This is a genomic window from Marinomonas polaris DSM 16579, assembly GCF_900129155.1.
Lineage (GTDB): Bacteria > Pseudomonadota > Gammaproteobacteria > Pseudomonadales > Marinomonadaceae > Marinomonas > Marinomonas polaris.
In genome coordinates this window covers 115722-138022 of the sequence record NZ_FQVF01000014.1, presented here as the reverse complement: position 1 = coordinate 138022, position 22301 = coordinate 115722, and the positions used below count along the sequence as shown (strand labels likewise).

At 42.3% G+C, this 22301-nt stretch carries 20 protein-coding genes; 3 read left to right on the top strand and 17 right to left on the bottom strand.

Translation table 11 applies throughout. The annotated features are described in order from the left end of the window. Positions 1-1938, bottom strand: coding sequence for a threonine--tRNA ligase (gene thrS / locus BUA59_RS15470; RefSeq protein WP_072840595.1), 1938 nt, complete (start codon positions 1936-1938; stop codon positions 1-3). Positions 1939-2176: 238 nt separating this feature from the next. On the opposite strand from thrS, the gene BUA59_RS15465 reads away from it, so the two are divergent. After that, positions 2177-2803: an O-methyltransferase gene (locus BUA59_RS15465; protein WP_072840594.1), complete on the top strand. Its 627-nt coding sequence runs from the start codon at positions 2177-2179 to the stop codon at positions 2801-2803. A 94-nt stretch (positions 2804-2897) separates the two neighbouring features. Next, positions 2898-3599, top strand: coding sequence for a GIY-YIG nuclease family protein (locus BUA59_RS15460; RefSeq protein ID WP_072840593.1), 702 nt, complete (start codon positions 2898-2900; stop codon positions 3597-3599). 102 nt (positions 3600-3701) lie between these two features. Here the strand turns inward: BUA59_RS15460 and BUA59_RS15455 are convergent, their stop codons facing one another. Genes BUA59_RS15455 through ppiC form a run of 4 tightly spaced genes read right to left on the bottom strand, consistent with a single transcriptional unit; the run spans position 3702 to position 6472 of the window. Beyond that, positions 3702-5048, bottom strand: a complete 1347-nt coding sequence (locus tag BUA59_RS15455) for a class II 3-deoxy-7-phosphoheptulonate synthase (protein ID WP_072840592.1) — start codon at positions 5046-5048, stop codon at positions 3702-3704. Positions 5049-5091: 43 nt separating this feature from the next. Continuing rightward, the gene (locus tag BUA59_RS15450) at positions 5092-5703 is read right to left on the bottom strand and encodes a helix-turn-helix domain-containing protein (RefSeq protein ID WP_072840591.1); all 612 of its coding nucleotides are present in this window, start codon (positions 5701-5703) and stop codon (positions 5092-5094) included. A gap of 41 nt (positions 5704-5744) precedes the next feature. After that, a complete protein-coding gene (locus BUA59_RS15445) occupies positions 5745-6173 on the bottom strand; it encodes a protein tyrosine phosphatase family protein (RefSeq protein WP_072840590.1) in 429 nt (142 codons plus the stop codon). 20 nt (positions 6174-6193) lie between these two features. Beyond that, the gene (ppiC, locus tag BUA59_RS15440) at positions 6194-6472 is read right to left on the bottom strand and encodes a peptidylprolyl isomerase PpiC (RefSeq protein ID WP_072840589.1); all 279 of its coding nucleotides are present in this window, start codon (positions 6470-6472) and stop codon (positions 6194-6196) included. A 140-nt stretch (positions 6473-6612) separates the two neighbouring features. Here ppiC and BUA59_RS15435 point away from each other — a divergent pair, with 140 nt between their 5' ends. Beyond that, positions 6613-7410: a response regulator gene (locus BUA59_RS15435; protein ID WP_072840588.1), complete on the top strand. Its 798-nt coding sequence runs from the start codon at positions 6613-6615 to the stop codon at positions 7408-7410. 108 nt (positions 7411-7518) lie between these two features. On the opposite strand, the gene mutT is transcribed toward BUA59_RS15435, so the two are convergent. The 12 genes from mutT to murD form a co-directional block, all read right to left on the bottom strand. After that, on the bottom strand, positions 7519-7905 hold the full coding sequence (mutT, locus tag BUA59_RS15430) for an 8-oxo-dGTP diphosphatase MutT (protein ID WP_072840587.1): 387 nt from the start codon (positions 7903-7905) through the stop codon (positions 7519-7521). Continuing rightward, positions 7905-9125, bottom strand: a complete 1221-nt coding sequence (gene argJ, locus BUA59_RS15425) for a bifunctional glutamate N-acetyltransferase/amino-acid acetyltransferase ArgJ (RefSeq protein ID WP_072840586.1) — start codon at positions 9123-9125, stop codon at positions 7905-7907. The genes mutT and argJ overlap by 1 nt, the downstream gene beginning before the upstream one ends. 15 nt (positions 9126-9140) lie before the next feature. Then, the gene (gene secA / locus BUA59_RS15420; protein WP_072840585.1) at positions 9141-11846 is read right to left on the bottom strand and encodes a preprotein translocase subunit SecA; all 2706 of its coding nucleotides are present in this window, start codon (positions 11844-11846) and stop codon (positions 9141-9143) included. Between the two features lie 143 nt (positions 11847-11989). Continuing rightward, on the bottom strand, positions 11990-12907 hold the full coding sequence (gene lpxC, locus BUA59_RS15415) for a UDP-3-O-acyl-N-acetylglucosamine deacetylase (protein WP_072840584.1): 918 nt from the start codon (positions 12905-12907) through the stop codon (positions 11990-11992). A 106-nt stretch (positions 12908-13013) separates the two neighbouring features. Further along, positions 13014-14243, bottom strand: coding sequence for a cell division protein FtsZ (ftsZ, locus tag BUA59_RS15410; RefSeq protein WP_072840583.1), 1230 nt, complete (start codon positions 14241-14243; stop codon positions 13014-13016). 39 nt (positions 14244-14282) lie between these two features. After that, positions 14283-15557, bottom strand: a complete 1275-nt coding sequence (gene ftsA / locus BUA59_RS15405) for a cell division protein FtsA (protein ID WP_072840582.1) — start codon at positions 15555-15557, stop codon at positions 14283-14285. 75 nt (positions 15558-15632) lie between these two features. After that, positions 15633-16313 (bottom strand): cell division protein FtsQ/DivIB, encoded by a 681-nt coding sequence (locus BUA59_RS15400; RefSeq protein WP_072840581.1) that lies wholly within the window; start codon positions 16311-16313, stop codon positions 15633-15635. Positions 16314-16316: 3 nt separating this feature from the next. Further along, on the bottom strand, positions 16317-17270 hold the full coding sequence (locus BUA59_RS15395) for a D-alanine--D-alanine ligase (RefSeq protein WP_072840580.1): 954 nt from the start codon (positions 17268-17270) through the stop codon (positions 16317-16319). Between the two features lies 1 nt (position 17271). Then, positions 17272-18693 carry a UDP-N-acetylmuramate--L-alanine ligase gene (murC, locus tag BUA59_RS15390; protein WP_072840579.1) on the bottom strand — a complete coding sequence of 474 codons (1422 nt, stop codon included), beginning with the start codon at positions 18691-18693 and terminating at the stop codon, positions 17272-17274. Continuing rightward, complete coding sequence (murG, locus tag BUA59_RS15385; protein WP_072840578.1) at positions 18690-19763, bottom strand: undecaprenyldiphospho-muramoylpentapeptide beta-N-acetylglucosaminyltransferase; 1074 nt, start codon at positions 19761-19763, stop codon at positions 18690-18692. Before murG ends, murC begins: the two co-directional genes overlap by 4 nt. After that, positions 19760-20953, bottom strand: a complete 1194-nt coding sequence (ftsW, locus tag BUA59_RS15380; RefSeq protein WP_072840577.1) for a putative lipid II flippase FtsW — start codon at positions 20951-20953, stop codon at positions 19760-19762. Before ftsW ends, murG begins: the two co-directional genes overlap by 4 nt. Next, entirely contained in the window at positions 20950-22299 is a 1350-nt protein-coding gene (gene murD / locus BUA59_RS15375) for a UDP-N-acetylmuramoyl-L-alanine--D-glutamate ligase (protein WP_072840576.1), read from the bottom strand. The genes ftsW and murD overlap by 4 nt, the downstream gene beginning before the upstream one ends. Positions 22300-22301 lie beyond the last annotated feature (2 nt).

The following is a 22301-nucleotide window of genomic DNA, read 5'->3' as shown; positions in this document are numbered from 1 at the left end:
TTATAGTACTATCTCCACTTCTTGTTTACGGCTACGGCGAGCAATCTCTTGTTGAAGCAAACCTTCAAAATCGGAAATACTCATCACTCCAAGGTCTTCGCCGGTGCGAGTACGAACAGCAACCTGTTGCTGCTCCACTTCTTTATCACCAACGACAATCATATACGGCACTCGTTGAAGAGTATGCTCGCGGATTTTAAACCCGATCTTCTCGTTTCTCAAGTCAAGTTTTGCTCTAAAGCCATTTGAATTCAATCTTTTTTCCAAAACAGAACAATAGTCTGCCTGGCGATCAGTAATGTTCATGATAACAACTTGTTCAGGCGCAAGCCAGACCGGAAAGGCACCTTCTGTATCTTCGATCAAAATACCAATGAAACGCTCAAGCGATCCAACAATCGCACGATGCAACATAACTGGCGTTTGACGAGAGCCATCTTCCGATACATATTGCGCACCTAAGCGAGTTGGCATCGAGAAATCAACCTGAATAGTACCACATTGCCACACTCGGCCAATGGCATCTTTCAGAGAAAACTCAATTTTAGGACCATAAAACGCCCCCTCTCCAGGTAACTCCTCCCAATCCAGCCCTGCAGAGTCCAACGCTTCAGACAACGCCTTTTCAGCCTTATCCCAAACTTCATCAGAGCCAACGCGCTGCTCAGGACGAGTAGACAAGCGATAAACAATATTATCAAAACCGAAATCTGCATAAACCTCATGCAACAGATCGATAAACTCAGATACTTCTTGCTGAATCTGCCCTTCTGTTACAAAGATATGCCCATCATCTTGAACAAAGTTACGTACACGCATAATACCATGCAATGCACCTGAAGGCTCATTACGGTGGCATGAACCAAATTCAGCCATACGAAACGGCAGATCACGGTAACTTTTAAGCCCTTGGTTGTACACTTGTATATGACAAGGACAGTTCATCGGCTTAACAGCGTAATCACGGTTTTCAGAATGCGTGGTAAACATGTTTTCATGATACTTACCCCAATGACCTGACTTTTCCCAAAGCACACGGTCTACGATCTGAGGTGTTTTTACTTCTTGGTAATTATTATCAAGCTGCTTCTGACGCATATATTGCTCAACAGCTTGATATAAACGCCATCCTTTAGGATGCCAGAACACCATGCCTGGAGCTTCTTCTTGAAGATGAAAAAGGTCTAGCTTCTTACCTAACTTACGGTGGTCACGTTTCTCCGCTTCTTCAATGCGCGTCAAATAACCCTTTAATTCTTTCTTATCGTTCCAGGCAGTACCGTAAATACGCTGCAACATTTCATTATTGGAATCACCGCGCCAGTATGCACCAGCCAGCTTCATCAATTTGAAATGACGTAATACACGGGTATTTGGCACATGCGGTCCACGGCACATATCCATGTATTCTTCGTGATGATACAGGCCAACCTCTTTTGTCGACTCATCCATATCATCAATCAAAGCAACCTTATAAGTTTCTCCACGATCAACAAACTGCTGACGAGCATCGGCTATAGGCGTCATTTTCTTAACAACATCATAATCCGTCTTAACCAATTCACCGATGCGCTTTTCAATGGCCGCCAAATCATCAGGCGTAAAAGGACGCTCGTATGCTATGTCGTAGTAGAAACCTTCATCAATCACAGGACCGATTGCCATTTCTGCTGTCGGATACAACTGCTTAACCGCATGACCAACAAGGTGAGCAAAAGAGTGACGAATTATCTCTACACCTTCAGGGTCCTTCCCCGTAATGATGCTCAATTTAGCGTCATCAGAAATAAGTTCGCACGCATCAACAAGTTGGCCATCTATTCGACCTGCAACCGTCGCTTTAGCCAAACCAGGACCAATATCCTCGGCGACCTGCATAACAGTTACTGGGTTTGAGAAAGAGCGTTGGCTGCCATCAGGCAAAGTAATTACAGGCATTTTATTCCCCTATCGGAGTCAGTGGTGCTCCATACCAAAGAGCACATGTAAATTTCAGCGCATAAATTATCATTTTTCGATTATTCATGCGAATCTAATTTAAATACCCTCTTTTTCACCGTGTAACGGCCATCGACAAAAATCAAGCCCTTTTTCTATCATTAAGCCATAGACATTCTCAGCATGCGGAGTAAAATTAGCATCCGTTTCACACAGACTTCATTTATCAAAAGGCACTATGGATCTCAATAATCTTGACGACTACTGCATTGAGACGACTCAAGCAGAACCTGACCTATTAATTGAGCTGGTTGAAAAAACCTACTCTGATATGGGCTACCCAAATAAGTTATCAGGAAAAACCATCGGCCGTACGCTGAAGCTTCTGGCAAAAATAGCACAACCCAAGCGCGCGTTAGAAATTGGCATGTTTACTGGATATTCAGCATTGTCTATCGCAGAAGGCATGCCTGCAAGTGGTGAGCTTATTTGTTGTGAAACCAATCCCAGAGCAATTGAATTCGCTCAGTCTTTTTTTGATCGCAGCGAGCATGGTAAAAAAATCAAAGCGATTTTTGGACCCGCTCTCGATACGATCGAATCCCTTGAAGGGGAATTCGACTTTGTCTTTATTGATGCCGATAAACGTAACTACCTAAATTACTACGAAGCAGTACTACCGCTTGTTAGATCTGGTGGCCTTATCATTATTGATAACTCCCTATGGCAAGGAAGAGTTCTAGACCCGAAAGAAAACAGCGATATTGCTGTCAACCAAGTCAACCGCCTAATCGCGCAAGACAATCGAGTTGAAAACGTTCATCTGAACGTTCGTGACGGTCTTAACATCGTCGTAAAACACTAACCCTATTTCTTATAAACCCCATTCACCTTTGGGTCACCTCTGGTGAATGGGGTTTATGTGCTATTAAAAAGATATTACGTAAGAGGCAGCGATTTTGGTCGTTTTTAAAATCACAAATAACATCTCCGGCAAACACTACATTGGAACGTCTTTCAATAGTGGCTTTCAACGTTTCGAACAATACGTAGAAGCAACTAGCGAAGGTTTAGACTTCCCTTTATACAACGACATTAGGGAGAATGGCGTTGAAGCTTTTACAGTTGAAGAACTATTTGAAACAAGCGACAAAGAAGAACTGTATGAATTAGAAACAGACTACATTTCTATTTATAACGGTGAGAGCTTACGCGGCTATAAGATTGCACAGACAGCGGAAAAAGCCACAAATCTAAATCTAGGCAAAAAAGCATTATTTGATGCTAATGGCGTATCGACAGCAGAACAGCCCAAGAAAACAAGAAAAGTAGCCACAAAAAAGACTGTTGAACTCCCAAAAAAAACACTTGAGCCAGCCCCAACAACAAAATCATTCTTTGGCGAACTCATCGGTGAAGACAGATTAGGCACCCCACTCGCCGCAGCAGCCGCAGAAAAGAAAAAAGCACCAGCTCGCACCAAAAGCAAGGCCAGCATCCAGAAGATGCTAAGCGAAGCTGAGAAAGCATCAAAAAAAGAACGTGAAGAAAAATTAAAATCACAGCAGCAAGCAGAAGCAGAAGAAATGGCTCTCATCATGGCAAAAATTGATGTGACATCCAAATCTGCCTCATCCGCATTTCGTCGCCGTAAAAGTTAATCTGAAAAATTAGATACAAAAAAGCTCAGTTAAATTAATAACTGAGCTTTTTTAATATCTAAATCTTGTCTATTTAAATTTTACAAAACAAATGAGCAGAAATTAAGCCCTAGCTTTCTTAAGCGTCTCTGAAATCATAAACGCCAACTCCAAAGACTGATCGGCATTTAAGCGTGGATCGCAATGAGTATGGTATCTGTCAGCTAAGTCCGCCTCAGTCACCTCAAACGCACCACCAACACACTCGGTAACATTCTGCCCTGTCATTTCAAAGTGAACTCCACCCGCATAACTCCCCTCAGCATTATGAACCTGGAAGAATTGCTGAACTTCTCTCAACACGTCATCAACACGTCGAGTCTTATAACCCGTAGACGCTTTAACAGTATTACCGTGCATCGGATCACTACTCCACACAACCTGCTTACCTTCGCGCTGAATTGCTTGAATGAGCTTAGGCATGCCGTCTTCAACTTTATCTGCACCCATACGCACAATAATATTCAAACGACCTGCTTCATTATTTGGATTCAACACATCACACAATCTTAGTAAATCTTCTGGATCCATAGTAGGACCAGCCTTTACACCAATTGGGTTTTGCACACCACGTAAAAACTCTACGTGAGCACCATCCAATTGACGAGTACGATCTCCAATCCATAACATGTGCGCAGAACAATCATACCACTCACCAGTCAAGCTATCTTTACGAGTCAAAGCCTGTTCATAAGGCAACAACAACGCCTCGTGGGAAGTATAAAAATCCGTCTCTTTTAACTGAGCCAAACCAGGGCCAATACCGCACGCCTCCATAAATTGAAGCGCATCATCAATCTTATCAGCCACACCCTGGAAACGACTACCCGCTGGACTCGTATTCAAAAAGTCCAAATTCCATTGATGCACTTGATGTAAATCTGCAAATCCACCCTGAGCAAAAGCTCGAAGCAAGTTCATTGTTGAAGCACTTTGATTGTAAACTTGCACCAAACGCTCAGGGTCTGGAACCCTTGCCTGTTCAGTAAAATCAATACCATTGATGATATCACCACGGTAACTTGGCAATTCAATACCACCAATTACTTCACTACCTGACGATCTCGGCTTAGCAAACTGCCCAGCCATGCGCCCAACCTTTACAACGGGGCATTTACCCGCATAAGTCAACACAACCGCCATTTGCAGCATAACTTTAAACGTATCGCGAATATTATTAGCGTGGAACTCAGCAAAACTTTCAGCACAATCACCACCTTGCAGCAAAAATGACTGCCTATTGGCCACTTGCGCTAAAGCTTTTTTAAGCTGGCGCGCCTCACCCGCAAAAACAAGAGGAGGCATTTTTCCTAATGTATTTTCAACTTGAGCCAAATGTTCTGCATTAGGATAAACAGGCTGTTGTAGCGCCGTTTTTTCTCTCCAACTTGTTACGTTCCACTGTGACATAATTTTCTACAACCTTATTCTATTCATTATTTTTTAATATATATTAACGAGCAACAACCCAAAGGATTTCCGCGTCTTTTAGCGACAAGGAAACGACCGCGTGCCCCATAGTGGCATCATAATACACACTATCACCTTCTTTTAATTCAATCGGCTCATAGAGTTCAGAGAAAAAATTAATTTTACCTTGCAAAACCAATAAAAACTCCTCGCCATCATGACGAACCCATTCTTTAAATTCAGCAAAGGATCGAGCTCTTACAGTTGTCTTAAAAGGAACCATTTTCTTACGGCTTATAGAATAATTTAACAACTCATGTTCATAAGTTGCCGTTGGATGCGGCTCCCCTTTTCCTTTACGAGTAATATCTCGGCGCCCTGCAATAGAATGCTCACTCGCCTCAACAAAAAGCTGCGGCAGATCCATTTCCAAACCATTAATCAACTTCTGCACAATAGTGAAGCTTGGCGAAACTTGATCATTCTCGATTTTCGATAACGTTGACCGAGCTATTCCTGTTCTTTTTCCCACCTCTTCCAGCGTCCAGCCTTTCGCTAAACGAATTTCCTTCACACGTTTACCAAGCTCTAGCGGCTCAACAAACCGATCAGGATCTGACGCTGTGGCAGTTTCTAACGATGGACGACTAACCATAATTTACCAATACTACTTTTATACAAGAAACCGATTAGAATCTATACTTTTAACAAAGGCGCCATAGCCATAGAGCAACGAGAGAGATCAAAGCCCTTACCCGATACGTAAGATATCAAATCACTAGAGTTACCGCCCTTACCATTCTCTAACAACACCCATAACACTGAAGATCGAGTACCAGTCCGACAAAAAGCCAGCGTCTTCTTATCCTCAAGCAAAGCAGCACTTTGAAAATCAACTTGCTCTTGAGATAATTTAGACAAATCTATTGAGTTACTCACATACTCCATACCCAACGCTTCAGCAGCAGCACGAATACTTTCACCAGAAGGCTGATCAGCAGATTCCGCTTCTGGCCGATTATTAATAATTCGCTCAAAGCCTTGCGATTTAAGTGAGGCCAAATCAGCCTCGACTAATTGAGGCGCAACAAAATAAGAGTCATCAAGTTGAATAACATTACTCATAAATCTCTCCTTAAATACATTTAAGAACGATACAACACTTTTATAAGATGGAAACCAAATTGCGTTTTAATAGGCCCTTGAATCTTATATAAAGGGCCACCGAAAACCGCCTTATCAAAAGCCGGCACCATATCCCCTTTACGAAATTCACCAAGATCTCCACCCTTCTTACCAGAAGGACAAGTAGAAAATTGCTTGGCCAATTTATGAAAGTCAGCACCTTTATCCAATTTCAATTTTAAGGATTCCGCTTCTGCTTTCGTCTTAACCAAAATATGACACGCACTCGCCGTCGACATTCACACCCCTATCACTCAAATAAACTAGATAAAACATGTTAACCTATTTAGTATAATAGAATTAACTATAAGCAATCACTAACCTTAAATATTCTTGGCAAAAGTAGTATCAACACAAAATATATAGGCGGCTTTACAATATGAGTACTTATGCAGCAATAAGCGACCTCTCCTTTCTTCTCGTAGAACCATCAGACATGCAAAGGAAAGTTATCACCAAAGCACTTGAAGAAGCCGGAATAAAGCAAATTGCATACGCAAACAACATCCAAGAAACTATCGAGTCACTCTCTTCTTTTCCACCCGACCTTGTAATATCTTCAATGTATCTCCCTGATGGCTCAGCCAATGACCTCATTGATCGAATCAGAAACAATGAAGAAACTGAAAATCAGTGCTTTATGCTAATCTCTAGCGAAAGAAATAGAGATCATTTAGAACACCTAAGACAATCTGGCGTACTCGCTATCCTCCCCAAGCCATTCAACCAAAAAGACCTAACTCGCGCCATTCACGCGACCTTAGACCTTATCGTTGAGGAAGAAATTGACTTAGAAATGTTCGACCCAAAAAGCCTTCGCGTACTGGTTACAGATGACAGCCGGATGGCACGAAAGCATGTAAGCAAAACACTAAACACAATGGGAATTGAGGATATACAATTCGCAGAAAATGGCAAAGAAGCAATTGCACTCCTTAACGAAATGGAGTTTGACCTTATTGTTACAGACTACAACATGCCAGAAATGGATGGCAGAGAACTAACCGAAGCAGTTAGATTAGACCCTGCATTAGCACACATCCCCATACTAATGGTGAGCTCAAACTCAGAAGATAGCCAACTATCAAATATCGCCCAAGAAGGTGTTGATGCGATCTGCGGAAAGCCCTTTGAACCAAGCGTAGTAAGAAAGCTATTGGCGAAAATCCTAAATTAACAACCAAATCGCTTAACCTTTTTATCAAAGCTCAATTCAAAGATTAAAAACAAAAAAAGAGCTTCAAAATGAAGCTCTTTTTTTAAACCAAACATTGGCAATCTTAAATCAGACCGCCGCCATCAACTCAGAAACAATTTGCTGATTAGCCTCAGGAAAACGATACGTCGACAAATTAGAAATAGCCACCCAACTTACCGTCTGACCTTCACTCCCCTCTGGCTCACCATCAAAACCTGTTACCTTATAGAAGCAAAGCTCGACCTGCTTATCACCATAATCATGAGATATCGTTTTATAGAAAGAACTCTCAGTTACAGCAATACCACATTCTTCTTTCAACTCTCTAGCTAAAGCCTTCTCAGCAGACTCAGAAGACTCGCACTTCCCCCCCGGAAACTCCCACAAACCACCTTGATGCTGATTTGAGTTACGAAGAGCAATGAAAACCGCACCACCACGAAGAATAATACCAACAGCAACTCTAACCAACATTAGGTACGGTACTCAGCATTAATAGTGACATACTCATGAGAAAAATCTGTCGTCCAAACAATATCAGACTCAACCCCCATACCCAAATCAAGCACAATATGGATTTCTTGAGGCGCCATAGCCTGCTTACCGTGCTCTTCGAGATAATCAGGAGAACGACCACCATCACGAGCAACTTCAAAACCATTTATATGAAGCTGTACGCGATCAACATCCAAACCTTCAACACCTGCACGACCAACAACCGCTAAAATTCGCCCCCAATTTGGATCAGAAGCAAACAATGCAGTCTTAACTAGAGGCGAGTGTGCAATTTCAAACGCAACTTTCGTGGCATCAGATTCAATAACAGCGCCAACCACTTCTACCGTAACAAACTTAGTCGCACCTTCACCATCACGAACAATAGCATGAGCCAACTCTTGCATAACCTCTGTAAAGGCAACTATAAAAGCTTGAGCCAAAGGCTCATCAACAGAAGTCACCTTCGTATTTCCAGCCATACCAGTTGCCACAGCAATACAAGAATCGTTCGTAGATGTATCGCTATCAACAGTAATACGGTTAAAGCTCTTATTTACAACATCTTTCAATATCGACTGAAGAACATCCACATCCATTGCGATATCACTGCAAACATAACCCAACATAGTTGCCATGTTAGGGCGAATCATACCAGCACCCTTCGAAATACCGGCGATACTATAAGTTAGACCGTCAAATTCGAAAGTGCGAATAGAGCCTTTTGGTAAAGTATCAGTCGTCATGATACCAACACCTGCAGAACGCCAATTATCAGCAGATAAATTGGCAAGAGCTGAAGGAATCGCCGCAACAATTTTCGCCACTGGCAAAGGCTCACCAATAACACCAGTTGAGAAAGGCAAAATAGCCTCTACACTTACACCAGTTTCATTAGCCAAAGCTTCACAAGTCTTTAGAGCTGTCTCAAGACCTGATTTTCCAGTGCCAGCATTAGCGTTACCTGTATTGATCAGCAAATAACGACTGCCTGCCAAACCTAAATGCTTTTGACAAATACGCACAGGCGCCGCACAAAAAGCATTCTGAGTAAAAACACCAGCAACAGATGCGCCTTCGCATAATTCAAAAATCACAACATCTTTCTTGTTGGGCTTTTTAATTCCAGCTTCCGCAACACCAATTCTAATTCCTTTTATTTCTGGAATAAGAGGAAAATCATGTAACCCTACAGCCATTTAAACTTTCTCCAGTTAAATAAGACTACCGTGACACTGTTTGTATTTTTTACCTGAACCACATGGGCAAGGCTCATTTCGACCCACTTTAGGGAACTCTTGAGCCCCATCTGTAGACAATAAAGAATCTTCAGCCAATGAATTCAATGAATCATGAATCATATTAACAGTCGTTTTCTCTTCTTGCTTTCTACGGGCTTCTTCTATTTTCTCAGCCTCTTCAGCAGACTGAACTTTTACACGAGTAATAATTTGAATCACTTCATATTTGATTTGTTCTAGCAAACCTTGAAATAACTCAAACGACTCACGCTTATATTCCTGCTTAGGATTCTTTTGTGCGTAACCACGTAAGTGAATGCCTTGCCTAAGCATATCCATTGTCTGAAGATGCTCTTTCCATAAAGTATCAAGAACCTGTAATAGCACTTGCTTTTCAAAAGCCCTAAATGACTGCGCACCAGCAATTTCTTCTTTAGCCTGATAATCACTGACAAATGTATCTAGTATTTTCTGGCGCAGAGGCTCTTCATATAGTTTCTTATCTTCTTCAACCCACTTAGCAACAGGCAGCTCCAGACCAAACTCATTACGAGACTTATCTTCCAATCCCTCAAGATCCCACATATCAAAGATACTTTGAGGCGGAATAAATTCATCAATCAAACTGGTAACAACTTCTTCTCGCATTGCAGAAATAGCTTCAGAGAGATCTTCAGATACCATCATATCAAAACGCTGACGATAAATTACTTGGCGCTGATCGTTTGCCACATCATCATATTCAAGCAATTGCTTACGAATATCAAAGTTACGACCTTCAACTTTACGCTGCGCTTTTTCAATCGCATTTGAAACCATCTTATGTTCAATGGCCTCACCCTTCTCCATCCCAAGCGCCATCATCATTTTCTTGATACGATCAGACATGAAGATACGCATTAGATTATCTTCTAAAGACAAATAAAAGCGTGAAGAACCAACATCACCTTGACGGCCAGCACGACCACGCAACTGGTTATCAATACGACGCGACTCGTGACGCTCAGTGCCTATAATATGCAAACCACCTGCTGCCAAAACTGACTCATTACGAGACTTCCAATCAGCCTTAAGCGCATCAATACTTTCTTGGCTAGCATTTTCACCTAGTTGAGCTAACTCAACTTGCAAATTACCACCCAATACAATATCTGTACCACGACCGGCCATGTTAGTAGCAATTGTTACCGCACCAGGTCGACCAGCATCAGCAACAATTTCAGCCTCACGCTCATGCTGCTTAGCATTAAGAACATTATGCTTCACGTCTTTTTCAAGCAGGTAATTTGATAAAAGCTCTGAATATTCAATAGACGCAGTACCAACCAATACTGGACGACCCTGCTTAACAATTTCTTCAATATCCAACACAATCGCTTCAAATTTGTCTTCAGTAGACATATAAATTAAATCATTGAAGTCTTTACGCTGAACCTGGCGGTTTGTAGGAATAACAATAACGGATAACCCGTAAATTTGCTGAAACTCAAACGCTTCCGTATCAGCTGTACCGGTCATACCAGATAGCTTTTCATATAAACGGAAGTAATTCTGGAAAGTTGTCGAAGCCAACGTCTGACTTTCTGCTTGAATAGTCACACCCTCTTTAGCTTCTACCGCCTGATGAATACCTTCAGACCAACGACGACCAGCCATAGTTCGACCTGTATGCTCATCAACAATGACGATTTGGTCTCCCTGAATCACATAATCAACATTCTTCTTAAAAATAACATGCGCTTTCAAACAAGCATGAACATGATGCAATAGAGAAAGGTTCCCAGCCGCATAAAGACTTTCACCCTCACCCAACAAACCCTGCTCAACCAGCCAATCCTCAACAAAAGAATGACCATCTTCCGTCAATTCAATACTGCGCTGAGACTCATCAAAAACGTAATGACCTGTTGGCTCTTCACCTTCAATATCTTCCTGCTTAACCAATAAAGGAGCAAGTTGATTAATTTTACGGTACTGCTCAGAGCTATCCTCAACCGCGCCCGAGATAATGAGGGGAGTTCTAGCCTCATCTATCAGAATGGAGTCCACTTCATCCACTACAGAGAAGTTTAAATCACGCTGAACACGATCTTCTAAACGAAAAACCATATTGTCGCGAAGATAGTCAAAACCGAACTCGTTATTGGTACCATAAGTAATATCACACAAGTATGCTGCTTTCTTCTCGTCACGATCTTGACCAGAGAAAACCACACCAACACTCATGTCTAAAAATTCATATAAAGGTCGCATCCAGTTAGCATCACGCTTAGCCAGATAATCATTCACCGTAACAACGTGAACACCTTTGGAAGACAAAGCATTTAAGTAAACAGCCAGTGTTGCTACAAGCGTTTTCCCTTCGCCTGTACGCATTTCAGCAATTTTACCTTCATTAAGAACCATGCCACCAATGAGCTGCACATCGAAATGGCGCATACCCATAACACGGCTACTGCCTTCTCGTACCACCGCAAAAGCCTCAGGCAAAATAGATTCTAAAGACTCACCTTTTGCGAGACGATCACGAAACTCGCTTGTTTTCCCTGACAAATCATCATCAGATAATTTGTGGAAAGATTCTTCAAGCTGGTTTATCTGTGCAACGACTTTTCTATATCGTTTAACTTCTCGGTCATTCTTTGTGCCGACAATTTTTTTAATTACAGTTCCTAACATCTTGAACTCATCGTAGCCAATTAGTAATAAAGACAGTCTATCATGGTAATGTGTGACAAAACATGAAATATCAAGGACCTAAATACAAAAAAACCAGACATATAGTCTGGTTTTTAAAGATTCGATCAAGAATTAATCACTTACTAAGCACCAACAAAAGCAGGTTCCACATAAGAAATTGGTGTCGTTTGCGCTTCATCTTCGAAAACAACATATTCCCAAGCATCCTGATGCTCAAGCAGAGCAAGCAATAGCTTATTATTCAAAGCATGACCTGATTTGTAAGCCTTATACTCACCAATCAAGCTATGACCAAGAAGATAAAGATCACCGATCGCATCCAAAATTTTATGACGCACCAATTCATCTCGGTAGCGTAAACCTTCATCATTTAGCACACGGTAGTCATCTAATACGATGGCATTTTCCATGTTTGCACCACGAGCAAGGTTGTTATTCTTAAAGTATTCAAGATCTTTCATAAAACCAAATGTTCTCGCACGACTAATCTCTTTTACAAAAGTGGTCGTTGAAAAATCAAATGATGTACTTTGAACATCCTCACCAATAGCCGGATGTTGAAAGTCAATTGTGAAAGACAACCGAAATCCCGAATGAGGCTCAAGAGAAGCAAACTTATCACCTTCATCTACTCGAATAGGTTTCTTAACTCGAATAAATCTTTTTGGTGCATTCTGAGCCTCTAGGCCTGCCGATTGCAGAAGAAAAACAAAAGGGCTAGCACTTCCATCCATAAGAGGAATTTCACTAGCACTCACTTCTACATAAGCGTTATCTACACCCAAACCAGCCATTGCAGACAACAAATGCTCTACAGTACTTACCTTCACATCACCCTGACATAAAGCTGTAGCAAAATTTGTTGATCCGACTGCTCGCGCATCACCATGAATCTCTACAACTGGATCCAAGTCTGTACGAACAAATACAATACCTGTATTCACAGGTGCAGGCTTTAGTGTCAAATACACTTTCTCGCCAGAGTGCAATCCCACTCCAGTTGCTCGAATAATGTTTTTAAGTGTGTGTTGGCGTACCATTATATTCCTACATTTTTATGACTGGATACTATTCTTTGAAAAATAGTATCAATAACACATTTTTTATACAATCCAACGCCTTGATATTGCATCGTTTTTACTCAAACTAGTCAGCTTGACGACGCAAAAATGCTGGAATGTCCAAATACGATAATTTATCGCCACTTGAAATAGAGGCAGAATCAACAGACCCCTTCTTTTCATCCAAGTTTTTCTCTACCACTTCTGCTTTCACATGCTGTGAAGGCTTCGGCACAGATTGAGCAACAGTCATTTTAGCGTTTTCACTTTCAATAACCTGCTCGACCTTTGCCACAACTGGTTGAGAGACAACAGATTCACCAACAGCAGACTTCATTTCAACTGCAGAGCGACCCTCTAAACCAGTGGCAACTACCGTGACTCGCATTTCATCTCCTACACTAGGATCAATTGCACAACCAATCACGACAGTAGCATCTTCCGATGCATATTCTTCAATAATGCTACCAACCTCAGTAAACTCAGACAAACCAACTTCTTCGTTTGCTGTAATGTTCACCAGCACGCCACGCGCACCTCTAAGGTTAATATCTTCAAGCAATGGATTATGTATTGCAGCCTCAGCAGCTACTCTAGCTCTATCCTCACCAGATGCAGATCCAGTACCCATCATCGCCATTCCCATTTCAGACATAACTGTTCTTACATCTGCAAAGTCGACGTTGATTAAACCAGGTCGCATAATCAAATCTGTAATACCCTGAACCGCATTAAACAAAACATTATTTGCTTCACCAAATGCCTTCAGCAATGAAATATTCTTACCCAATACAGGCAAAAGACGCTCATTTGGAACAGTAATCAAGGAATCGACATTTTCACGCAACTCCTTAACACCTTCCTCAGCAACTCTTGCGCGGCGACGACCTTCAAAAGGAAAAGGCTTAGTAACAACCGCCACCGTCAAAATACCTAATTCACGCGCGACTTTGGCAATAACTGGCGCAGCACCTGTACCCGTTCCACCACCCATACCAGCAGTGATGAACACCATATCTGCACCAGTCAGCAACTGGGTGATTTTTTCTTGATCTTCTAAGGCTGAATCTCTACCCACCTCTGGATTTGCCCCAGCACCCAACCCTTTAGTAATGGTTGAGCCTAACTGCAAAGAGACTCCAGTCTCAAAGCCTATCAGCGCTTTAGAGTCAGTGTTAGCACAAATGAACTCAACACCTTCCAATCGATTTTCAAGCATATGACGTACAGCATTACCGCCACCACCACCGACACCGATAACTTTAATAACAGCATTATCTGATAAATTATCTTCGGCTAAATCAAAGACATTCATGGGCTTATCGCTCCTCAATAAATTCACAATCAATTCTGACTAAATATAACTCTGAAACCAGTGCTTTAATTTCTGCCATGCCTTCGTTGCACTGAAGGATGGCCCGATTTCTTTTTTAGGAACCAGAACTGATGATTCTCGTTTAGTTTGCGTCTTAGACATCATCCGCTTCGAGATCTCGGTTACTTCAGCCTCTTTACTACCATAAGCCAATAATCCAACACTTGTTGAATATATAGGGTTATCGACAATGTCAGACATTCCTTTAGTGCAATCTGGTAAAGATAATCGAATTGGCATCTGAAATACCTTCTCAGCCAACTCCGCCGCACCTTCCATAAGCGACGTACCACCAGTAATTACAATACCTGCAGGGATACGCTCCGCATAACCACTACGTCTTAATTCATCCAGAATTAAATTATAAATTTCTTCATATCTTGCCTCAACAACCTCTGTCAAAGCATGACGAGTGATTGATCTTGGCTGACGATCACCAACACTTGGCACCTGAAGAACCTGATCCGCGGATGCCATAGAAGACATGGCACATGCATATTTCACTTTGATTTCTTCCGCATGCTGAGTTGGTGTGCGTAAAGCCATCGAAATATCATTTGTAACCTGATCACCAGCAACCGGAACCACTGCTGTATGATGCAAAGCACCATCAATCCAGACAGCAATATCAGATGTTCCCGCACCAATATCAATCAAGCAAACACCTAAATCTTTTTCATCCTCACTAAGTGAAGATTCACTAGAAGCAAGCTGAGATAAGATGACACCATCTACCCCCAACCCACATCGTTTAATGCACTTCTCAACATTCATCACAGCGTTAACAGCACCAGAAATCAAATGCACATTCGCTTCAAGTCGAACACCCGACATGCCAAGAGGATCTTTAATACCTTCTTGGGAATCAATGTGATACTCCTGAGGCAATATATGAAGCACTCGCTGATCAGAAGATATCGGCACAGCCTGTGCAGCATCAATAACTCGATCTATATCTTCTTTTTGAACTTCACCATTTTTGACGGCAACTATACCGTGAGAATTCAAACTCCGAATATGACTACCAGCAACACTGACATAAACTGAATGTATATTACACCCAGCCATCAACTCAGCTTCTTCGACGGCACGCTGAATTGACTGAACCGTTGACTCAATGTTGATTACAACACCACGCTTCATACCTTTTGAACTATGAGAGCCAATACCGACAATTTCCAAACTACCATCAGCTAGAACTTCGCCAACCAAACAGATAACTTTCGATGTGCCTACATCCAAACCGACTATCATTTCACCTTCCCGGCATTACGTGTTGTTTTGAAAAGACCTTCTTTGCTGTATAAAAAAGCAACAAACAGGCCAATATCATTTATTTTTTTTCCAACCTACAGCCACCCCATGAGGATAGCGAGCGTCGACTGACGTTATCTGGTCTATTCTACCCGATAAATCACTTTTATACACAGCTATAAAGCGCTGCAATCTTTCTAAAATCTCCTCCCTACCCAACTTGACCGCTACACCATTGGTAAAAATAATACTCCACGCTCCCCTTGGCTCTAAGGTAAGAGTAGAAACACGTAGAGACGTTGAAGCAAGCACCTGACTAACCAATCCAAACTGCTCTAACACAACATCACTTGAGTCTTCGGGACCATACAATCTAGTAAGCGGCAAATTAGGCACCTTAGGCGGCGTAATGACTACCGCCGAGGTGGATATCAATTGCCCATCCCCCCAGTATGCAAGAGGCGTATGTTCATGAACAAGCACCTGCAACGTATTTGGCCAAACTTTACGAATCTCTGCACTTGCTACCCATTCAGATGACAAAACAGTAGCCAAAGCATCGGACAAAGAGACACTCAGAAGACTCTGACCAAGCAAAGATGAATAATCAGATTGCAACTCATCTTCAGTTGCGTATTTCAAATCACCTTTAATCTCGATCTTTTGAATAGCAAACCAAGTTTCAGATGAATCATTCCCCTGAAAAACCGCCACCAATATCAATAAAACTGCCCCGATTAGTGCCGCTATCCTCATAAATCAATTACGCCCTACTTTATCCCAAGCATTTTGCGCAATTTTCTCCACAAGTGACGCATAATCAATGCCCACATATTTAGCCGCCATAGGCACTAAGCTATGAGACGTCATACCTGGTGCAGTGTTAACTTCCAACACCCAAAACACACCAGCTTGATCTCGCATGACATCGACACGCCCCCAACCAGAGCAACCTAATGAACGATAAGCATCCAGAGCCAGCATTTGCAACTCATTTTCATCATCTTCATCTAAACCACAAGGCAACAAATATTCAGTATCATCCGCTATATATTTAGCCTCATAATCATAAAGCTTATGATTCGGAGCAGGCTTCAAACCTATTGGCGGATAAGCGACATCATCGATAACCGTAATAGTAAATTCAGGCCCATCGACAAATTCTTCGACCAATATATCAGAGTCATACTCAAGCGCCTTTAGAAGAGCATCATCAAGCTCAGCTCTATTCATAGCCTTGTTAATCCCAATGGTAGAACCCTCTCTAGAAGGCTTAACAATCATTGGATAAGACATCTGCTCCTCAATTACATCCGCATTCGCATGATCGACAAAAGATAAATAAGCGGGAGTCGGAATGCCAATACCATTCCAAAAACGCTTAGTTAAGACTTTATCCATAGCCAAACCGCAAGCTAAGGGCGAACTACCTGTATACGGCTTACCAAACATTTCAAGTAAAGCCTGAACTCGACCATCTTCACCCTCCCCACCATGTAAGGCAATGAAAGCAAGATCAAACTTAATAGACTGCAATTGAGCAATAGGATCTAGCGCGGCATCAGGACCATAAAGATCAAGCTCTACCACCTGAAAACCTTTTGAACGCAACCCCTCAGCAACCAAAGGACCGCTTTGCATTGAAACTTCGCGTTCCGCAGAACGGCCGCCATAAATGACGGCAATAACTGATTCTTTTAGTGTTTTAGGCATATTAAATTCCGCTCACTGATAAGTTTTTAGAAACCATACCGATATCACCAGCACCTTGCGTAATCAACAAATCACCTTCGCGCAAAACATTACTCAAAATAGAACGTAAATCCGCCTCACTACCAACATGAATAGGATCAACATTACCCCGCTGACGAATACTGCCACACAAAGAACGACTGTCAGCACCGTTGATAGGCGCTTCGCCAGCGGAGTAAACATCCAGCAAGAGCAAAACATCCACTTGAGACAGAACTCGCACAAAATCTTCATAAAGATCACGGGTTCGAGTATAACGATGCGGCTGATAAACCATGACTAAGCGCTTCTCAGGCCAACCTGCACGGATCGCCTTAATAGTTGCTAATACTTCACTCGGGTGATGACCATAGTCATCAACAAACATAACACTCGAACGATTAGGAAGCTCTAACGGTTTCTGCTCTTGAAAACGGCGCCCGACACCTTCAAAGCCCATTAGTCCAGCTTGGATAGCTATTGCTTCAACACCCAAATCGGTGGCAACAGCAATCGTTGCAAGAGCATTAAGTACATTGTGACGACCTGGCATCGGCAAGCGAATTTTCAAGGGCTCACCTTCAGGACGATGCGCCAAAAACTCACAATAACGGCCAGTTTGCACAATCTCAGTCGCATAAAAGTCCGCTTCTTGATCAATACCATACGTTAAAACTGGGCGACTCAAAGAAGGCAGAATTTCACGAACATTTTCGTCATCAACACATAAAACAGCTAAACCATAAAAAGGCAGGTTATGCACAAACTCAATGAAAGTATGCTTAACCTTTTCAAAGTCACCATCATAAGTGTCCATATGATCTTCATCGATATTAGTCACTATCACCGTCTGTGGTTGCAAATGCAGGAATGACGCATCACTTTCATCAGCCTCAGCAACAAGATAAGCACTACTACCCAATTGTGCATTTGCCCCAGCGCTAGTTAAACGCCCACCAATAACAAATGTTGGCGCTTCACCAGTAGCCGCTAATATAGATGCCATCAAGCTCGTTGTCGTTGTTTTGCCATGAGTACCCGCTACAGCAATACCATGGCGATAACGCATTAATTCAGCCAGCATTTCTGCTCTTCGAACAATCGGAATTCTATGTTCTTTACCCCAGATGATTTCTGGGTTTTGTTCATTTATCGCGGTAGACACCACAATCACATGGGCGTCATAAACGTTTTCTTCTAAATGCCCTAGATAAATCTTGATACCTAATTCTTCTAAACGTTCCGTGGTAGACGACGCTTTAAGATCAGACCCTGAAACTTGATAGCCTTGGTTATGCAATACCTCTGCAATACCACACATACCAACACCACCAATACCAATAAAGTGGATATTTTGAATACGGCGCATCGTAGGAATATCGTACTGAGCTTTAATATCAATCATGATTTTATTAACCTTAAACAGTGTGCAACAACTTCTTGTGTCGCATTTGGACGAGCAACCAGCTTGGCCTGCTCACCCATTTTCAATAATGTCTCTTCACTTTCTACAAAACCAGAAAGCAAAGAAATGATTTTTTCACAACCTAGCTGTGGTTGCGGCAAAAGATATGCAGCCCCAACTTTTTCTAAATAACACGCATTTGCCGTTTGGTGATCATCTATAGCATGCGGATAAGGCACTAAAATGGAAGGCAAGCCGGCAACAGCAAGCTCACTCACCGTCATAGCGCCAGCTCGGCACAACACAATATCAGCCCAATAATATGCTTGATCCATATTATCCAAGTAGGCCTCAACACGAGCGTCAACCTTTGCCTCTTTATAAAGTTCTGATACCGCTTCAAAATTACGAATACCAGTCTGATGCCATACATCTAAACGCTGAGTGAAAGGCCATTCCGCTAAAACCTGAGGAATGACATCGTTAATCGCCTTTGCGCCCAAACTCCCACCCACAACAAGCAATCGCAAAGGCCTTGCGACACCGCTTCTTGATACTCGAACACGCTGCTCCAAAATATCGCTTCGAATCGGATTACCAACGCTAATAGCGTTAGGTAGTGCACCATCAAAAGCCTGCAACCTTAAACTTGCTACTTTAGAGAGTAACCTATTAGTAGTACCAGCAACGGCGTTCTGCTCATGCACGACTAATGGAATACCTAAAATTTTAGCAGCTACGCCACCAGGACCTGCAACAAACCCACCCATACCTAGAACGACATCGGGCTTGATTTTTTGCAAAACAGCCACCGCCTGCCCAATAGCATGCAAGATCCTAAAAGGAGCGACCAAAAGACCTAAAACTCCTTTGCCTCTCACTCCTTTGATAGATAAAGAATGCAATGCTATGTCATGTTTAGGCACAAGAGTTTCCTCCATCCCACCTTTAGAGCCAAGCCATTGAACATCGACACCTTTATTCTTAAAACTTTGAGCACAAGCCAATGCTGGATAGATATGACCGCCTGTTCCACCAGCCATTATAACGACTCTTTTGACATCGCTCATTTTGTACTCTCTTTCATTTTCATCGACTCACCAGAGCCATCACCTTTCTCAGCCCGTCTATTCTCAATATCGACACGCGCTACAACAAACAAACTCCCCAAGGTAATTATCAGGCTACTGCCGCCATAACTGATTAATGGCAAAGTAAGCCCCTTAGTAGGCAAAAAGCCGGTATTTACACCTATATTGATAATAACTTGAGCCAAAATAAGAATTGAAAAACCAAAACACATATAAGCAGCAAAAGGTCGAGATAACGTCATGGCTTGACGACCAATTTTAAAGGCGCGAGCAACCATTAGCGCAAACAAACATATCAACAACAAACCGCCAAACATGCCCGTTTCTTCAACCCAAATAGAAAACACAAAGTCTGTATGAGCTTCAGGCAGATAAGATAGCTTTTGAACACTGTTTCCCAACCCCAAACCAAACCACTCGCCACGACCATAAGCGATTAAAGCCTGACTAAGCTGATACCCTTCATTAAAAGGATCTGCCCACGGGTCTATAAAATTCATCAAACGCTTTAAGCGATAACTTTCAGAAATGGCAACAACGCCCAACATTGAAACGGCACCAACCATTAAAAGTAAAAACTGATACAAGGGTGCGCCGCCCAAAAACAGCAACACCATCACTGTACCTAGCAATACTACAGACGCACCAAAATCTGGTTCAAAAAGCAAAAACAAAAGAAAAATACTACAAAGACAGAGCGGAAGAACGAAGCCGACCCAACCCTCTCTAACACGGTCAGCTCTTCGCACTAGATAACCAGAAACATAAACCACCATACAAACTTTAGCGACTTCCGAGGCCTGAAGGTTAAATACCACCAAATTAATCCAACGACGACTACCATTAACACTTTTTCCAATTCCAGGCATAAGCACAAGAATAAGTAAAATGAGAGACAAGCCCATCATCAAAATACCCCATTTTTGCAGTTGATGCGTTGGCAGAGACAATAACACCCAACCAAATACCAGCCCAATAGCGAGATATAAACCCTGCCTCACCATAAAAAAATAGGGTTGACCATGGATAGTTTCAGAAATAGAGATAGACGCACTAGAGACCATAACCATCCCTAGCGCCAAAATAGAAACAACAGCAGCAACAAAAACAGCATCAACTTGAGCAAATTCACGAAGAGACACTCGGTCAAATATTTTCAACCATGTCATAACTCAGCAACCAAACTGGCAAAATGCGCGCCGCGCATTTCATAGTTTTTATACATATCTAAACTGGCACAAGCTGGCGAAAATAAAATTATCTCCCCCTCTTTACTATCCTGCCCAATACTAGCCACAATTTGGTCTAACGTATCAAAGTGCTTAACTTCAGTGTCTGAAGGCAAAATTTCAGCAATACGATCGGCATCTTTTCCAAACAAATAAACAGTGCGCACTAGATCCTTTACGGGTTTAGCAAGAGCACGAAAATCCGCACCCTTTCCTTCACCGCCAGCAATAAGTAAAATATTTTTATTAGCAGCCGATCCAAGCCCCTGAAGCGCAGCTAACGTCGCGCCAACATTGGTGCCTTTTGAATCATTAATATAAGTCACGCCATTAAGAACCCGAACCGTTTCACAACGATGAGGCAAACCACCAAACTCTTTCAGTACCTTTCCTACTGCCTCAGACAGAACATCCACGCCCAGCAATTCAAGCATAGCTAGAGCCGCCAACACATTGGCGTGATTATGAGAGCCCTTCAAAGCAATTTGTGACGTGTGATAAAGCCGCTCAACACCCTTACACAACCAAGCCCCATCACCATCTTTGAGCATACCATACTCTTTTAAATCAGGACTTTTTGTTGTAAATGCACGAACAGGAACACCTTCAGCCAGCAATGGCGCCGTTAAGATGTCTTGCTTGTTACAAACGGCAGTTTTACAACCTCGATAGACTTTTTGCTTGACGCGTTGATACTCATAAAGATCTTTGTAACGATCCATATGATCTTCGGAGACATTAAGAAGACAGGCCAGATCGGCCTGCAGTGCGTGTGTTGTTTCAAGCTGAAAGCTAGATAACTCAAGCACATAAAAATCGGCATTTGGAGAAAGTAGATCCAATGCAGGCAAGCCTAAATTACCGCCCGCTATGGCATTTTTTCCGCAAGCCTGAAGTAACAAAGCTACCAATGTTGTGACTGTACTTTTGGCATTAGATCCGGTAATCGCAACAAAAGGCGCATTGACATAATCACGAAACAAATCGATATCGCCGCGCATCGCAACACCACGTTCAGCCAAGCGAGCCAGAACAGGTGTGCGCAAAGCAACCCCAGGACTAACGAACAACTCCGTTACACCAAGGGTTTCAAGCACTTCTAAATCGCCCGTGAAAATTCGCTCTTGCGAACAAAACTCTTTCGCCTGCTCCAATCCTGGTGGATTATCACGAGAATCCACCACATAAAACTCAATTCCCTTGCTAGCTAAAAAGCGTACGCAAGACAAGCCTGTCGCACCCAAGCCTACAACGGCTCTTACCCGATCTGACCCGATCAACGACATGC

What these genes read in the sequence shown, in the direction of transcription:
- BUA59_RS15450 (WP_072840591.1), bottom strand. Translation starts at nt 5,703, where the DNA reads ATGGTTAGTCGTCCATCGTTAGAAACTGCCACAGCGTCAGATCCTGAT.
- ftsZ (WP_072840583.1), bottom strand. Translation starts at nt 14,243, where the DNA reads ATGAATGTCTTTGATTTAGCCGAAGATAATTTATCAGATAATGCTGTT.
- lpxC (WP_072840584.1), bottom strand. Translation starts at nt 12,907, where the DNA reads ATGGTACGCCAACACACACTTAAAAACATTATTCGAGCAACTGGAGTG.
- BUA59_RS15465 (WP_072840594.1), top strand. Translation starts at nt 2,177, where the DNA reads ATGGATCTCAATAATCTTGACGACTACTGCATTGAGACGACTCAAGCA.
- thrS (WP_072840595.1), bottom strand. Translation starts at nt 1,938, where the DNA reads ATGCCTGTAATTACTTTGCCTGATGGCAGCCAACGCTCTTTCTCAAAC.
- BUA59_RS15400 (WP_072840581.1), bottom strand. Translation starts at nt 16,313, where the DNA reads ATGAGGATAGCGGCACTAATCGGGGCAGTTTTATTGATATTGGTGGCG.
- mutT (WP_072840587.1), bottom strand. Translation starts at nt 7,905, where the DNA reads ATGTTGGTTAGAGTTGCTGTTGGTATTATTCTTCGTGGTGGTGCGGTT.
- argJ (WP_072840586.1), bottom strand. Translation starts at nt 9,125, where the DNA reads ATGGCTGTAGGGTTACATGATTTTCCTCTTATTCCAGAAATAAAAGGA.
- BUA59_RS15435 (WP_072840588.1), top strand. Translation starts at nt 6,613, where the DNA reads ATGAGTACTTATGCAGCAATAAGCGACCTCTCCTTTCTTCTCGTAGAA.
- BUA59_RS15445 (WP_072840590.1), bottom strand. Translation starts at nt 6,173, where the DNA reads ATGAGTAATGTTATTCAACTTGATGACTCTTATTTTGTTGCGCCTCAA.
- secA (WP_072840585.1), bottom strand. Translation starts at nt 11,846, where the DNA reads ATGTTAGGAACTGTAATTAAAAAAATTGTCGGCACAAAGAATGACCGA.
- ppiC (WP_072840589.1), bottom strand. Translation starts at nt 6,472, where the DNA reads ATGTCGACGGCGAGTGCGTGTCATATTTTGGTTAAGACGAAAGCAGAA.
- ftsW (WP_072840577.1), bottom strand. Translation starts at nt 20,953, where the DNA reads ATGACATGGTTGAAAATATTTGACCGAGTGTCTCTTCGTGAATTTGCT.
- BUA59_RS15455 (WP_072840592.1), bottom strand. Translation starts at nt 5,048, where the DNA reads ATGTCACAGTGGAACGTAACAAGTTGGAGAGAAAAAACGGCGCTACAA.
- murC (WP_072840579.1), bottom strand. Translation starts at nt 18,693, where the DNA reads ATGATTGATATTAAAGCTCAGTACGATATTCCTACGATGCGCCGTATT.
- murG (WP_072840578.1), bottom strand. Translation starts at nt 19,763, where the DNA reads ATGAGCGATGTCAAAAGAGTCGTTATAATGGCTGGTGGAACAGGCGGT.
- BUA59_RS15395 (WP_072840580.1), bottom strand. Translation starts at nt 17,270, where the DNA reads ATGCCTAAAACACTAAAAGAATCAGTTATTGCCGTCATTTATGGCGGC.
- ftsA (WP_072840582.1), bottom strand. Translation starts at nt 15,557, where the DNA reads ATGATAGTCGGTTTGGATGTAGGCACATCGAAAGTTATCTGTTTGGTT.
- murD (WP_072840576.1), bottom strand. Translation starts at nt 22,299, where the DNA reads ATGTCGTTGATCGGGTCAGATCGGGTAAGAGCCGTTGTAGGCTTGGGT.